Genomic DNA, 14,840 nt, shown 5'->3' on the forward strand with positions numbered 1-14,840 from the left:
CACTTTATGAGTATATGTGAAAGAAAGCTACAAAACGCAGCGATTCATTAACTTCCCATTGATAAATAGTGTAATTTATTTTCACAAGCTGACGTTTTCGTATTCTAGTCACAGTTCTCACAGTGATTTATACAATATTGTAATGGTTGGCTTACTTTTTGCTTTATTCTAATAAGATAATTAATTCTGGCGAGCTGTTGCCACAAACTAGGACAAAATAGATGAAAAAGACACAAATGTTGCCACTAGCGGCAATTATTTCAGGATTACTTGTTGGTTGTGGCGGCGGCGGCGGCGGTGGTGGCGGCGGTCAAACACAAACCAAGTATCAATTTAGTTTTGTAACTCCGGTAGTTGTTGAAGCAGATAAAGTTGGTAGCTGTACTATTTATCGTGAATTTGAAGAAAACGGTACGGTAAAAGTATTGACATACCATGATATTGGAAGTGCTTTAGATACAAGAATTGTAGGTTCATACTCTGATGCCAATGGATCTATTAGCGGTGAGCTAATTGAAGCATCAAATGGTTCTATAAATATGATCCTAGAGAATATCCCACAAGGTGGAGCATTTACTCTGCAGGAGGCAAACGGTACTGTTTTGAATGCCCTTTCGTTCAGTCGCGATGTGCTAGAAGCTGATCCTGAGTTAAAGTCAGTATATTTGTCAGTTGAACAACGAGTGGCTGATACGACTTGTATTTCCCAATCAGGTTCTAATGACCAAATCGTAACCTTATCTGATTTGAGATATTTGAATGCTAGTGACAGTGTCGGTAACCCAAATGTAACTTATTATTTTGATTCACAGGTAGAAACGCAAACTAGTACGAATCCTGAAATAACCGGTTCGAACGAGTTAAAATCAATTTCTCGAGAAAAAACGATGGTATCCCAATACCGAACTTCGGATAGAAGTGAATTGTTTCAATACGGTTTTGACTCTTGGGTTGATAATCAAATGGTATTTGCGGGGAACGAAGCTACACCTCTCATTCATAGCTTGATCGACTTCTCCGATATCTCAATTGATGTTGTATTCAATGACTTTATCTATGACTTGGCTGATATTGATTACAATGCGTCCTTTTATCACCCTGATGATTTGAATAATGGCGACAGTTGGGTATTTGAAGTTGAGGGTACCATTGACACCCCTAATTGGAGTGCTGCATATGGTAAAGAGATATCAGAATCTTGGGACCTTGTGGTGAACGAAACTTCATTATTTACCGTGTCAAACACCAATGATGTTAAGCCTGTGATGGGGAATCAGCAAATTGACCTCAATACAAGTATTGGCTTAGGTGCTGAAAGTGGCTTTCAACGTATTAGTTTTCAACAAGGAACACTTAACGGCTCTACGCCATACGTTATGAGACATACTATATATTCTGGCATCGATGCCGTCGTGAATGTTCCGGATATCGATATGTCTACTGTTCCATCTGCAATTGCTGATGATCTACTTGTGTCACAAAACTCGAGTGTTTCTCAAGCCTATTTGTTTGTGAAAGAGGAATCTCAAGTTCAATTGCATGAATTTTTAGTGGATTTTCGTAATGGCACAGGTATTGACACTACTCAAGATGTCATGGGAATGCTATTTACATCAAAAGAAGTGAGAGATATGCAAGCGAAGAGGGCTCAAGAAGAAACTTTAGAGTTAAGTCGCGATGATACTTAGTTAACAAAAATAAAACATGAATAGCCCCTTAATTGGGGCTTTTTTATAAGCAGTATTCATATCATTGAGGCGAAAACGCTACCTTATGCATAATAAGTCAGAGTGAATCGCTATTTATTCCAAATTATTAGGTTAATAATTTGTTGCATGTTATTCCGTGTGGTGCTAGTTTGTATCGCATGAAAAGGTCGGAGTACCTTGCATTTTCACAAACTTGGGAGAGAAAGCGCATGAAAGATGTACCAGCGCTGGACATAAAGGATCTACACAAAACGTTTGGTCAAAATGAAGTTTTAAAGGGAATTTCACTTTCTGCGCATAAAGGCGATGTAGTATCGATTATCGGATCTTCAGGGTCGGGTAAGAGTACTTTCCTTAGATGTATCAATCTTTTAGAGACACCTACCGCAGGCGAGATTTGGGTTAATGGCGAATTAATTCAAATGAAAAACAACCGCCAAGGTGTTTCTGTTCCTGCCAATGAAAAACAAGTACAGCGAATCCGTTCTCGTCTGGCAATGGTTTTTCAGGGTTTCAATCTGTGGTCTCACCTGACCGTTCTCGAAAATGTTATCGAAGCGCCTGTTCATGTCTTAGGCGTACCTAAAGCACAAGCGATTGAAAATGCAGAGCTACTACTGAAGAAAGTCGGCCTGTATGAGCGTAAAGATTACTATCCGGGTCATTTGTCTGGCGGCCAACAGCAACGTGCGGCAATTGCGCGAGCGCTAGCGGTTGATCCGGAAGTGATGCTGTTTGATGAGCCAACATCAGCACTTGACCCTGAGTTAGTAGGGGAAGTACTCGGTGTAATGCGAGATCTAGCAGAAGAAGGAAGAACCATGCTTGTGGTAACACATGAAATGGCTTTTGCTCGTGACGTATCAAACCATGTGATGTTCCTGCACCAAGGTCTAGTGGAAGAACAGGGCGATCCAGCTAAACTGTTTACGGAACCTGAATCTGAACGTTTACAACAATTTATCTCATCGATTTACTAATCAGAATTGAAACGCCGTTGCCAACGGTAAACAGCGACGGTGTGAACAATAAAACACAACAAGTAAGTTAATAAGCAACAACAAACACAATATTAAAACTAGCAAAACATAAAAACCTAAATCACAGGAGTAGGGATATGAAAAAGTGGTTATTAGTCGCGGCACTTGCTGCAACTGCTGCAACGGGCGTAGCTCAAGCAAAAGAATGGAAAACAGTACGCTTTGGTATTGAAGGTGCTTACCCTCCATTTAGCTGGACAGAAGCTGACGGGTCACTGAAAGGCTTCGATGTCGATATGGCTAACGCACTTTGTACTGAAATGCAGGTGCAGTGTAAGATCGTTGCACAAGACTGGGATGGTATCATTCCTTCTCTACTTGCTCGTAAATATGATGCGATCATCGCGGCAATGTCTATCACGGAAGAGCGTAAGAAAAAAATCGACTTCACTGGTAAATACGCACTTATCCCAAACAAGTTCATCGCTAAGAAAGGTGCAGGCCTTAACTTTGATGATCTAAGCGGTCAAAAGATTGCAGTTCAACGTGCAACAACTCACGATAAATACCTAACAGACAACTACGGCGATACAGTAGAGATCGTTCGTTACGGTTCATTCGACGAAGCTTACCTTGATCTAGCAAACGGTCGTGTTGCTGCTGTACTAGGTGATGCATCTGCTCTAGAAGAAGGCGTGCTGAACAAAGCTGGTGGTGAAGACTACGAGTTTGTTGGCCCCTCTCTAACGGATCCTAAGTGGTTCGGTGAAGGTATGGGTATTGCTGTTCGTAAGCAAGACAAAGATCTGACTAAGCAATTAGATGCGGCAATCCTTTCACTACGTGAAAAAGGCATCTACCAAGATATCGCGGCTAAATACTTCAACTACGACGTATACGGTCAGTAATCTTTAGCGTCAATTCTTAAGGGAGAGGTTCTCCTCTCCCTGTCTTACCAACTTTTTCGCAGTTCTGTTGGAATCCATTATGTTTGATTTACAAGGATATGAAGCGTCGATCCTGAAAGGGGCGGTGCTCACAATCGAAGTTGCCTTGCTGTCGCTAATTTTAGCTATGGTTCTTGGTATGCTAGGTGCCTTAGCAAAACTCGCGCCTTATCGCTGGGCTCGTGCTATTGCAACCCTCTACACAACCGTCATTCGAGGCATTCCAGATCTCGTACTGATGATGCTGATTTTCTTTGGTGGACAAATCCTTTTAAACAACAGTTTGTATTCCATCAACGAGTGGCTCAACGAGTGGTTTGCATCCAGTGATCCTAACCACGAATGGACCGCTTACTTACCTGATTATATTGATGTCAGCCCATTTGTTGCTGGTGTCTTAACCATAGGCTTTATTTTCGGTGCCTATATGGCAGAAACGTTCCGTGGTGCCATCATGGCTGTCGACAGCGGTGAAATGGAAGCGGCAAAAGCTTATGGTATGAGCCCTGTAAAGGCGTTTCACCGCATACTGCTACCGCAGATGATTCGTCACGCATTACCGGGTTTTGGGAATAACTGGCTGGTATTACTTAAAACCACTGCGCTGGTTTCGATTATTGGCCTAGAAGACATGGTACGTGTTAGTGCACTGGCGGCGGGTTCAACCAAAATGCCATTCACTTTCTACATGACTGTGGCGATTATCTTCTTATTCTTCACTAGTGTTTCAACGGGCTTACTTAAGCTGGTTGAACGTAAATTCAGTATCCACGCGAGGTAGTTATGGACTTTTCATTGATAATTGAAAGCCTGCCGATTTACCTTGGTGGTTTATGGACAACGGCTTGGATGGTTTGCGTTGCTTTGATCATTGGCTTATTCGTCGCCATACCACTAGCTATCGCTCGTAACAGTCCAAATATGCTGATTAATGCTCCGGCTTGGTCATTCATCTATTTCTTCCGTGGTACGCCATTACTGGTTCAGCTGTACCTGATTTACTACGGTATGGACCAATTCTTCCCAGTGAAAGACACATTATGGGAAAACGCATGGTTCTGTGCTTTGGTGGCATTCATTCTTAACACGTCAGCTTATACCGCAGAGATCATTCGTGGTGCGATTAACGGCTTACCTAAAGGTGAAGTCGAAGCAGCAAAAGCTTACGGCATGAGTACACCGAAGACTTACCGTCGTATCATTTTACCAAGTGCTCTGCGTCGCGCATTGCCGGCTTACAGTAACGAAGTCATCTTCATGCTTCACGGCTCTGCGGTAGCGGGTATCGTAACCATTATGGACTTAACCGGTGCAGCACGTTTGGTTAACTCACGTTACTACGCTCCATTCGAGTCTTTCCTAACGGCAGGTCTGTTCTACATGGCGTTAACGTTCATCATCATCGCGATTTTCAAATTCGCAGAGAAACGTTTCCTTGCTTACCTAAGACCACTTAGCTAATTGCACGGTATTCACACAGTTAACAAAACGGCGCTCATTGAGCGCCGTTCTTATTTAGGGTTTGTATAGGAATTAGTTGAGTAGCTCTTTGAAGCAAAAAGGACTTATTACACAAGCAATAAGTCCTTTAACTTTGTTTCTGATTTACTAGTTCAAAAAGCAATTAAACTTCATTAACGCCAATGAAATCACCATCAAAGGATGCATCAGTGTAGATGATGACTTCTTTGCCTCCTTTGGTGAAGCTATAAGCGGTAATCGTTTCAGTTCCATCGAGTCCAAGTTTATCTTGCATATCTTGGTCTAGCGTCACTGATGTTGCGGTTTGGTATTGGAATCCTTGAAGATGACTAGCGTCGATATCTTCAATTCCTAAAGCAAAGAATTCAGCAACTTGGTCGTCGTTCTTTGCTCTATTACCATCAAGGTCATGGTTTTGATTGAAGGTTTTACCTAGAGAAATAGTCAGTTTGTCATTAGCTGAGTCTCCCCCTATGACTGCTTCAAACCCATTGATGTTTGACCCCTTCGACATGTCGATATCGACACCACCAGGGTCATTGGCGACCAGTACATCGAACCCTTTACCACCATGGATCAAGGCGTCGTCAGCATCATAAATAACGGTGTCATTACCTGAGCCAGCTTTTATAATGTCGCTGCCTTCACCACCATCGATAATGTCATCCCCTTTACCGCCTTTTAAGGTATCTTCGCCTTCGCCGCCGGCAAGAACATCATCACCTTTGCCGCCTTTTAAGACATCGTCACCACTACCTCCAATCAGTGTATCGTCGCCTTTACCACCTTTAATTAGGTCGTTGTCTGCGCCGCCATCTAACCAATCATCACCTTTACCTCCGAGTAGTGTTTCTACGTCAGCTTCTAGCTCAACAGTGGTAACTACATCATCAAAGTCACTGTCACCACTGCCTGGATTGTCATTAAAGTGTTGGTTACCTTCACCAGCAACACCGCTATAGCCCGGAGGTGTATCAACCTGCAGATTGAAAACAACAGATTGAAGGTTATCTCCGGCTACGACAGAGATATCTTGGTCGGTGTTGGATTGAGTTTGTACTGATGAATCATTTTGGAGGTCTTCAACATTGAAAGAAAGACTGCTGCCGTCGGTCACGCCTTTATCACCGCCGTCGGGGACAATAAAGAAGCCAAGCGTTTCAATACTGTCGTCGACAGAGACTTCAAAGCTTGGTTTCTCTTGACCCGCATTATCTAGTGCTGCGTGAACATCTCCCCACACAACGTCTATATTTACACCGCCTTGATCGTCGACAGTATAATAACCATATGAGTTATTGTAGCCTGCCTCTGAGCTTTCCAAAGTGATTGAGAGAGTTCCTGAGTAATCATTGAGAGAGTAAGTACCGTCGTCATTTAAGACGAGTGAGCCATTGCTGTTGTGACCGCCCAGAATAACATCATTGCCGTGACCACCAACGAGGTAATCTGTACCATCACCACTCAACTCTAAAGAGTCGATAGAGGTAACGAAGTAATCACTGGAATCATCAGCGGTATTGTTACTATTTTTATCGAAGGCTTCACCTACAGCAGTGAATTGGATTTCATCAAATGCTTTAAAACCTGTATCTACAGGTGAAATGATAAGAAAACCGTTGTTGTTTGATGTACTTTCAGAAAAGTCATCTTTCACTAAATCGTTAGCAGTAAAGTCGCCTTCAGCAACAAGAATACCTTCACGATAAGCAGCCCAATGTCCTGTTTCATGGACTCCGCTCCCTCCTTCATTTAGGTACAAATTGGAGATGCCGACTTTCGCTGCCATGGTATGTTCATCAACGGAAACCGACAACATTTCAGATCCGTTTGTTGTTCCGTCTGGGTTATATGAGAGTCCTATCTGAGCACTCACACCACTTTGAGCTAAACCAACTACACCATAACCCGTGCCACCAGAGCTCACTCCTCCATTAGATTCGGAGACGTCAGCTTCGCTGCCATCTGGGGCATAAGCTGAAAGGTTATCGTTGTCGAGCGCGACATTATTACTGTCTTCGTCACTGTAGGTATTGTCAAAATCTAGGAAAAATTCGCCTTGCTGTTCATCGTAATAGAGAGGATTAAAGTTATCGCCGATAATGATGTCGTCGCCTTTACCGCCACGGATCAAATCGTCTCCGGAAACGGAAGTTTCATCCCAATTACCATTTGTGTCACGAGGTGTACCATCACCAACTAAGAAGTCGTTAGCCTCGTATTGATACATTTCAACATTAGCGATGAGAGCACCGTAAGTATCTTCGCTAGTATCTGTTTCTGTGGCTCTGAAAGAAAGGGTGTGGTCTCCAGGTGTCAAATCAACGTTGAGTTTTGCGGTGTACCATTGATGCTCATTACCGATTCCGTTGTTATCGAATTCGGCCACAACCTCACCATCAATTAGAACTTGAAAAGGGCTAGTATCAGTTTCACTGCCTTTATGTCTATTAGCGTATTCAAAAGTTAACTGGAATGTACCACCACGGCCAATTGCGTCGGGCTCAACAGTGAAGACGGTAGAAGCTGTCGTATTCGTTTGGTCGCTGCCAATGCCATTATGGTTATGAGAATCAAGTTCAAGTACATTGCTGGTAGGGTGGTCGCCGGATGGAGCGCCACCAACACTCTGAAACTGAACTTCCATTAATCCTTCGGGGGTGGCATCGACGCCATCGTTGTCGTTGTCTGCTTCCCAGCCGTTAAATGAAGAGTAGGTTCCCCAACTTCCACCTAAGCCAGGCCCTCCAGCACTAGTATCTGATTGATCAACTTGAAAATTACCATTGGTGATTAGATTGTCCCCAGCGACCTTGGCTCCTCTGTCGCCGTAGATCACATCATTGTTACCACCACCTTCAACGTAATCATTACCAGAACCAGCCACAATGACATCATCGACATTATTCACGATGTCGGAGTCTCGGGCTCGAATAGATTCAGGCATACTTAATGTGCCTGATTCATCTTTTGCGTTGATAGAGTGATTCCATGATTCAACAACGTCATTGCCGTCACCAGCTAAAATCGCATCTGAACCGCGGCCAGAGGCTATAAAATCATCACCGTCTTTGGCTTTGACAATATCGTCTCCTTTCCCTGCTCTAATGGCATTGTCACTGGTGTCTCCAAGAATAATAGGGTTGTCGTTACCGTTTTGGGACTGGTCTTGACTTGGAACAGCAACCTTATTTCCGGCCTCTTGGGCTAATGTTCCAGTTACATTATTTGTTAATTGAATAGCCATTGCTATCATCCTCTGATATATCGGTTTGATATAAGAGGCAGCCCAGCCATCTCGCTTCATCCTTGAGATCTGCGGCTTTCCGTCCTCACCTCACGATGAGTTTGGCTTTTTCTTCTCGCGCTTGGTTAAATTTCTCTCATTGCCTTATAGGCGCTCACAGAGAGTGGATTGAGTAGATACTCGAGCGGTGTTTGTTGCTCAAGTAAAATCATCACTTCTGCGGGCATGCCCGGATACAATGAGATGTTTTCTAATGCTTCTAGCTCAGACTTATCTAACGATACTCTCGCTAAGTAAGCAGAAGATCCTGTGGCTTGATCGCTAATGCGGTCAGCCGAAATATGGACTAACTTTCCACGAATCGGTGGTGTTTTACGGAAACTGTATGCGGTCAGTCTTACTTGGGTATCCAAGCCAATTCGTAAGGCTTCGATGTCTTCTGGCTTCACTAACGCTTCTACAATCAACTCGTCATTTTGCGGAACCAATTCCATCAAGGTTTCACCGGGTGGAACGATGGCATTTTCGGAGACCACATTAAGTCCAACCACCACACCACTTTGAGGTGCTCTTATTTCAACCCGGGTAAGAATATCTTGAGCATTGACCATAGCCTCTCTGGTTTCATTCAGCTTTCTTTCTAAATCTTGTATCTCTTCGCCGAGCGTTTTGGCGTAAGTATAATCGGCGTTGATCAGCTCTAATTTCGCTTCGGCGATGGTGCGCTTGGCGTGTCCGATTCTAGCTTTGAGGTCAGCAACGTTACCTTGTAATTGAGAGCGTTCTCGCTGTAAATCCAATAAGCGAGATTTGGATGTGTTACCGGAAACAAGCAAATCTTGGTGCATTTGTACCTGTTCTTCTAAATACTTCAGGCTTCGATTTCCGGCTAAGAATCGTTGTTGGAAGCCTTGCAGATCAAGTTTTGATTGCTCGACTTTTTGCTGTAACACATCGGATTCACCGGATTTTAACGATTGTCTTTTGCTGAAAAGTTTACTCTGCGTATCAAGTAAGCTTGATACGTTTGGGTCACTCATAAGGGAGAGTAATCTCATATCAAATTGAATTTCTTGATGACTCGCTAACTCTGATTGTAAGCGGTTCAGCCGCGCTAAATCACTTTGCCACTGAGCTCTTAGCCTTAGAAGCGATGCTTGAGCTTGTGTGTGACTTAACGTGATGAGCAGTTCGTCTTTTTGAACATGGTCGCCGTCAGAAACATGGACGATTTCTACAATCCCGCCTTCTAAGTGCTGAATGGGTTTTCGCTTTGATTCTACGATAATCACGCCTGGCGCAATGGCAGCAGAAGAAAGCGGGGCTAGGTATGCCCAAGCAGCAAAGCCACCAAGAGTAGTCACAAGAACTAACCAGATGAACACCTGTATTTTGAATGTAGAAAAGATCAGTTTTCTACCATCGTCGAAGTGAATACCTTTATCGTCATGATGAATACTAGCCATTCGACACCTCCGAGGAAGCGACATTGAAGAGCGACCGGACAACTTTACTCGCTTCGCCTGCTTGCGTTATCTGGCCGTTTTTCAATTCAACAACCCAATCGACATGTCTGAGTAAGCTTGGGTTATGCGTTACCATCACGACAGAAATGGATTTCTCTTTCGCCAATTGTAATAGCGAAACAAGAAACTCTTCGCCTTCTTTGTCGAGATGGGAATCAGGCTCATCAAGCACGAGTAGCTTAGGTGAGAAAACCAATGCTCTTGCGATGGCAAGTTTCTGGGCTTGTCCACCAGATAACTGATGACCAAAAGAACCGATAATCGTTTCATATCCATTCGGTAAGGCGACAACAGCATCATGCACACCGGCTTGAATAGCGGATCTGACGATTTGGCTATCCGTAACGTTGGAATCAAATCGGGCGATATTTTGTTTGACAGTGCCATGTAAAAAGTCGATGTGCTGAGGAACATAACCGACGGTGTGTTTGAACTGATTCAGATTCCACAACTCAACATTGAGTCCATCGATAGAAATGCCACCTTTTGAGGGCGATATGCCGTTAGTGATCATTTTGCAGATGGAAGACTTACCTGACCCGCTAGGGCCTATCAATGCGACTCGATTTCCTGATTCCAGTCTTAGCTTCAAACCATTAAGAGTCGGCTTGTTAAGTTTTTCAGACGCGAACCATGTGACGTTGTCGATGACCAGATCACCTTTAATTGTTTCCAACTCGGTTCGCTCGGTATGTTTAGTATGAGAAGCAAATTCCTTAGCTAAGCGTTTGTTTGCATCCAAACCAGTTTTCCATGCTTGAATACCACTAGAGAGCATCTCAATTGGCTGGAGTGCTCTCGCCATTAGGATTGAACCCGCAATCATTCCACCAGCAGACATGGCATTTTGAATGACTAGACTTGCTCCGACAGCCATGATGATGAGTTGAAGGACCATACGTATGTAACGAGAAAATGCACTCAGTGAACAGGTGGCTTGATCTAAATGGCTTCGAGACCAGCTCTTCTCCGCCAATATTTCTTGGTAGGTCTGACTTAAACCTTGTTGTTGATGTTGGCTAAAGATCGTGGCGTGTTTTTGAAAGCACTCGTCGTTTTTTCTTTGTGTTGCGAGCTGGCTTAAGTAAGTGGTTTTAAAGTGCTTAGATTTAACCCAATGAGAAAGCAATGTTGTCATGAGAATAAAAACAACGGCACCCACACCGACTAATCCTATATATGGATGAATCGCAAACATAATAATAAGAAAAAGGGGAGTGAATGGCAGATCAAACATGACAAAGTAGGCTGGAGAAGAGAGTAGGCTCTTTACCTCACTTATATCGTTGAACAGATGTTTTTCTTTTGATTTCGATGAGAAGGAGGTTTGTTCAAATAGCTGCTGAGACGCGATAAATTCAAATTTTATCGCTTTCTTTTGTGCATACTTGGCTCTAGACGCGTCAAGGAACGCTTGGGCTGTAAGTAGGAACACAGCAATGAAAGCCAAGAATAGAAGCGTATCTAAACTTTGACTTGAGAGGACTCGATCAAACACTTGAAGGCTGAATAAGGGAACGACTAACATCAATACGCTGATCGCTCCGCTGACCACCATCATCGGAAGTAAACTACGCAGATTAATTGGATTTATACCGGCCCAAGGCTTTGCGTCCATACAAAACTCTCTCCATTGGTTGTCCAAATAGTATAGATGGGCAGTGGCGAGAATGTGAACTATCTCAAGCTTTTTGAGTGGATTTGAGCTACGTAAAAAAAATGCACAAGCTAAACAAAAGCTTGTGCATTTTTGATTTGAAATTTAATTTGGATTTTATTTAAACGTTGACCAAATCGGAGCGTGATCTGACGGTTTTTCAATGCCGCGTAGCTCGTAATCGATGCCAGCTTCAGTACACTTATCAGCAAGCTTTTGAGTCGCAAGGACTACATCAATACGCAGGCCGCGGTTGTCTACGAAGCCTTTTGAGCGGTAATCAAACCACGAGTATTGATCATTCACTTCAGGGTGCAGCAAGCGGAAGCTGTCTACAAAGCCCCAGTCCATCAATGTTTTCAACCATTCGCGCTCTTCTGGTTGGAAAGAACATTTACCAGTTTTTAACCAACGTTTCGCATTAGGTTCACCAATGCCGATGTCTGCGTCGATAGGGCTGATATTAATGTCGCCCATCACAATCACTTGCTCATCTTTGTTGTGATAATCGTTTAAGTAAGTCATTAAGTCTTTATAGAACTGGCGTTTGTACGGGTATTTTGTTTCATGCTTGATGTTATCCCCTTGAGGGAAGTAGCCATTTAGCACGGTAACCTTTTCACCATTTTCATCTTCAAACGTCGCCATGATCATGCGTTTTTGATGGTCTTCATTATCTGTTGGGAAACCCTTCTGCACAGAAATAGGCTCTTGCTTACACAACATTGCCACACCGTAGTGGGCTTTTTGACCGTGGAAGTAAACCTTATAGCCCATTGCTTCAACATCAGCAATTGGGAAGGCTTCATCGTGCACTTTTATCTCTTGCAGACCAATCACGTCGGGTTGGTGTTTGTCGATAATAGCTTGCAGTTGGTGAAGGCGGGCTCTAAGACCGTTGATGTTGAAGCTAATTACTTTCATTTGTTTTTATACCTCTCGTAAACCTTTGTCACTACTTGTTTTTAAAGGTTTTTGATTTGGTGGATTTCATGGTTCATCGTATTTAACCATGCTTAATAATTTCTGTCGCCACTTTGTAGAGACAAAATGGCGACATTAAATGATGTGAATACTTACAGTTACGTAGAATCTATTGAGTCTTAAGTAAATCCAAAAAGAACGCGTATTCAAGTGCGTCTTCTTTTAATCGTTTAAATCGGCCAGAAGCGCCACCGTGACCGGCTTCCATATCGGTTTTGAACAGCAATACGTTGTTGTCTGTTTTCATTTCACGCAGCTTCGCAACCCATTTCATTGGCTCAAAGTACTGCACCTGTGAGTCATGCAGGCCTGTCGTTACCAACATGTTCGGGTAGTTTTGTACCTTAATGTTGTCGTACGGTGAGTACCCCAGCATGTAATCGTAGTAGGCTTTATCGTTCGGGTTACCCCATTCGTCATACTCATTGGTGGTTAGAGGGATCGATTCATCGAGCATGGTTGTCACAATGTCTACAAACGGAACATGTGCACCAATACCACGGTACAGTTCTGGTGCTTGGTTGATGATTGCTCCCATCAATAGACCGCCAGCAGACCCCCCAACGGCGAACACTTTATCTTTCGCGCCGTAGCCTTCTTCAACAAGCTCTTTGGTTACATCAATAAAGTCGTTGAACGTGTTTTGTTTGGTCAGTTTTTTGCCATCTTCATACCAAGGGCGACCAAGCATTTCTGAACCGCGGACATGTGCGATGGCATAAACAAAACCTCTATCCAGTAGGCTTAGGCGAGTTGAGCTGAAGGTAGGTTCAATCGTAGAGCCGTAAGACCCATAGCCGTATTGGTAGATTGGGTTAGTGCCGTCTTTCTTAAATAAGTCTTTACGATAAACCAAAGAGACAGGAACTTGCTTACCATCGCGAGCCGTAATCATGATTCGCTCTGATTGGTAGTTATCCGCTTCGAAATCACCTAATACGGGTGTTTGCTTCATGAGTTCGGATTCACCTGTACTTAGGTCGAAATCATAGTAAGTACCTGGCGTGGTTAAGCTGCTGTAATAGATACGAACTTTTGCGTTATCTAATTCATAGTTACTCGTTAGGTAAGCGGCAAATGCGGTGTCGTTAAATTCAAGTGGAAACTCGTGGCCTGTTGAGAGTTGGCGAACTTTCACTGTAGACAAGCCATCCGCGCGTTGCTCGTAGACAAGATGGTCATCAAACAACTCGAAATCTACAAGCTGAGTATTATCGTCCGCTGGGATGACATCGACCCATTTTGAGCGATCATGCATCTCTTCGGTTGTGACTTTCATTAAACGGAAGTTGACCGCTTGGTAGTTGGTGTAGATGTAATACAAATCACCTAGCTTAGCGATGCTGTACTCTATGCCGCTCTCTTTTGGGTAGAAAGCCTCAGCTGTAGCCTTTGGGTTGTTGGCATCGATGACTGAGACACCGCTGGTTTCTGTGCTCGAATGCCAAATGTAGACCTGTTCTCGATCTTTGCTTTTACTCAAAGAGGTGTAGTAAGCGCTATCGGCTTCTTCGTAGATTAACTGATCGCTTGCCTGAGCTGTGCCTAACACGTGGCGGTAAACTTGATAACCCAGCAATGTTTGTGGATTTTTTTTGATGTAGTAGAAGGCTTGGTTGTCGTTTTGCCACGCGATAGCACTTGAAGCGCCTTCAATTTCATCTTTTAGGTATTCACCTGTTGTGAGGTCTTTGATCTTGATGGTGTAAATGCGGCGGCTTAGCGTATCTTCGCCATAGGCCAACAAGTTTTCGTCTGGGCTGATCGTTAAGCCACCAATACTGAAGAATTCATGCTCTTTTGCTAGCTCGTTTACATCTAAGATGACTTGCTTGTCTGTGCCTAAAAAGTTTTTTTCACGCAGGTGAACTGGGTATTCGTTGTCGCCTGTGACCTTATTCGAGTAGTAGTAACTGCCTTTGCGAACCGGTACCGAATTGTCGTCTTTTGCGATTCGGCCTTTGATCTCTTGAAATAATTGTTTTTGTGCTGCTTCTGTATGTTTTAACACTGTATCTGCGTACTGATTCTCTTGCTCAAGCTGTTGCAAAATCTCTGGATCTTGGCGTGCATCATCGCGCATCCAATAGTAATCATCGATTCGGGAGTCACCATGAATCGTCATTGCGTGAGGGACTTTCTTAGCAACGGGTGCTTGGGTTTGCTGAGCGACGAGCTGTGATTGAGAGTAGTGGTTCATGGTTGATATTCCTTGATTGCTGCATCCGGCGACAAGCGCTATTGATACGACTAATGTGGTTAAAGCGATACGCATCTATATATCCCTAGTGTGCACCTTACTCTTTTT

General features: G+C 43.5%; 10 protein-coding genes and 1 riboswitch. Of the genes, 5 read left to right on the forward strand and 5 right to left on the reverse strand.

Translation table 11 applies throughout. The features are described from left to right. The first annotated feature begins 221 nt into the window (after positions 1-221). The 5 genes from AB4517_RS04445 to AB4517_RS04465 all read left to right on the forward strand — a co-directional run bounded on the left by AB4517_RS04445 (position 222) and on the right by AB4517_RS04465 (position 5,097). Entirely contained in the window at positions 222-1,688 is a 1,467-nt protein-coding gene (locus tag AB4517_RS04445; RefSeq protein WP_372147959.1) for a flagellar sheath protein A, read from the forward strand. Positions 1,689-1,918: 230 nt separating this feature from the next. Continuing rightward, positions 1,919-2,689, forward strand: a complete 771-nt coding sequence (locus AB4517_RS04450; protein ID WP_004736532.1) for an ABC transporter ATP-binding protein — start codon at positions 1,919-1,921, stop codon at positions 2,687-2,689. 137 nt (positions 2,690-2,826) lie between these two features. Continuing rightward, positions 2,827-3,597 (forward strand): ABC transporter substrate-binding protein, encoded by a 771-nt coding sequence (locus AB4517_RS04455; protein ID WP_017062125.1) that lies wholly within the window; start codon positions 2,827-2,829, stop codon positions 3,595-3,597. Between the two features lie 79 nt (positions 3,598-3,676). Next, entirely contained in the window at positions 3,677-4,417 is a 741-nt protein-coding gene (locus AB4517_RS04460) for an ABC transporter permease (RefSeq protein WP_017062124.1), read from the forward strand. Positions 4,418-4,419: 2 nt separating this feature from the next. Further along, positions 4,420-5,097, forward strand: coding sequence for an ABC transporter permease (locus AB4517_RS04465; RefSeq protein WP_017062123.1), 678 nt, complete (start codon positions 4,420-4,422; stop codon positions 5,095-5,097). Positions 5,098-5,260: 163 nt separating this feature from the next. Here AB4517_RS04465 and AB4517_RS04470 read toward each other — a convergent pair whose 3' ends face one another. The 5 genes from AB4517_RS04470 to AB4517_RS04490 all read right to left on the reverse strand — a co-directional run bounded on the left by AB4517_RS04470 (position 5,261) and on the right by AB4517_RS04490 (position 14,732). Further along, positions 5,261-8,365 carry a hypothetical protein gene (locus AB4517_RS04470; RefSeq protein WP_372051813.1) on the reverse strand — a complete coding sequence of 1,035 codons (3,105 nt, stop codon included), beginning with the start codon at positions 8,363-8,365 and terminating at the stop codon, positions 5,261-5,263. A 33-nt stretch (positions 8,366-8,398) separates the two neighbouring features. Further along, positions 8,399-8,481: riboswitch (cyclic di-GMP riboswitch) on the reverse strand. A 9-nt stretch (positions 8,482-8,490) separates the two neighbouring features. Then, positions 8,491-9,831 carry an HlyD family type I secretion periplasmic adaptor subunit gene (locus tag AB4517_RS04475; RefSeq protein WP_017070029.1) on the reverse strand — a complete coding sequence of 447 codons (1,341 nt, stop codon included), beginning with the start codon at positions 9,829-9,831 and terminating at the stop codon, positions 8,491-8,493. Next, the gene (locus tag AB4517_RS04480) at positions 9,824-11,509 is read right to left on the reverse strand and encodes a type I secretion system permease/ATPase (protein ID WP_017062120.1); all 1,686 of its coding nucleotides are present in this window, start codon (positions 11,507-11,509) and stop codon (positions 9,824-9,826) included. Before AB4517_RS04480 ends, AB4517_RS04475 begins: the two co-directional genes overlap by 8 nt. 156 nt (positions 11,510-11,665) lie before the next feature. Next, positions 11,666-12,472 carry an exodeoxyribonuclease III gene (gene xthA, locus AB4517_RS04485; RefSeq protein ID WP_010437369.1) on the reverse strand — a complete coding sequence of 269 codons (807 nt, stop codon included), beginning with the start codon at positions 12,470-12,472 and terminating at the stop codon, positions 11,666-11,668. A gap of 169 nt (positions 12,473-12,641) precedes the next feature. Next, positions 12,642-14,732 carry a S9 family peptidase gene (locus AB4517_RS04490; RefSeq protein WP_372147976.1) on the reverse strand — a complete coding sequence of 697 codons (2,091 nt, stop codon included), beginning with the start codon at positions 14,730-14,732 and terminating at the stop codon, positions 12,642-12,644. Positions 14,733-14,840: the final 108 nt, after the last annotated feature.

Source organism: Vibrio sp. 10N.222.52.C3, from assembly GCF_041474195.1.
GTDB lineage: Bacteria > Pseudomonadota > Gammaproteobacteria > Enterobacterales > Vibrionaceae > Vibrio > Vibrio crassostreae_C.

Bases quoted from the DNA above. Each gene is read 5' to 3' on its own strand.
- AB4517_RS04445 (WP_372147959.1), top strand. From the start codon at position 222: ATGAAAAAGACACAAATGTTGCCACTAGCGGCAATTATTTCAGGATTA.
- AB4517_RS04450 (WP_004736532.1), top strand. From the start codon at position 1,919: ATGAAAGATGTACCAGCGCTGGACATAAAGGATCTACACAAAACGTTT.
- AB4517_RS04455 (WP_017062125.1), top strand. From the start codon at position 2,827: ATGAAAAAGTGGTTATTAGTCGCGGCACTTGCTGCAACTGCTGCAACG.
- AB4517_RS04460 (WP_017062124.1), top strand. From the start codon at position 3,677: ATGTTTGATTTACAAGGATATGAAGCGTCGATCCTGAAAGGGGCGGTG.
- AB4517_RS04465 (WP_017062123.1), top strand. From the start codon at position 4,420: ATGGACTTTTCATTGATAATTGAAAGCCTGCCGATTTACCTTGGTGGT.
- AB4517_RS04470 (WP_372051813.1), bottom strand. From the start codon at position 8,365: ATGGCTATTCAATTAACAAATAATGTAACTGGAACATTAGCCCAAGAG.
- AB4517_RS04475 (WP_017070029.1), bottom strand. From the start codon at position 9,831: ATGGCTAGTATTCATCATGACGATAAAGGTATTCACTTCGACGATGGT.
- AB4517_RS04480 (WP_017062120.1), bottom strand. From the start codon at position 11,509: ATGGACGCAAAGCCTTGGGCCGGTATAAATCCAATTAATCTGCGTAGT.
- xthA (WP_010437369.1), bottom strand. From the start codon at position 12,472: ATGAAAGTAATTAGCTTCAACATCAACGGTCTTAGAGCCCGCCTTCAC.
- AB4517_RS04490 (WP_372147976.1), bottom strand. From the start codon at position 14,732: ATGAACCACTACTCTCAATCACAGCTCGTCGCTCAGCAAACCCAAGCA.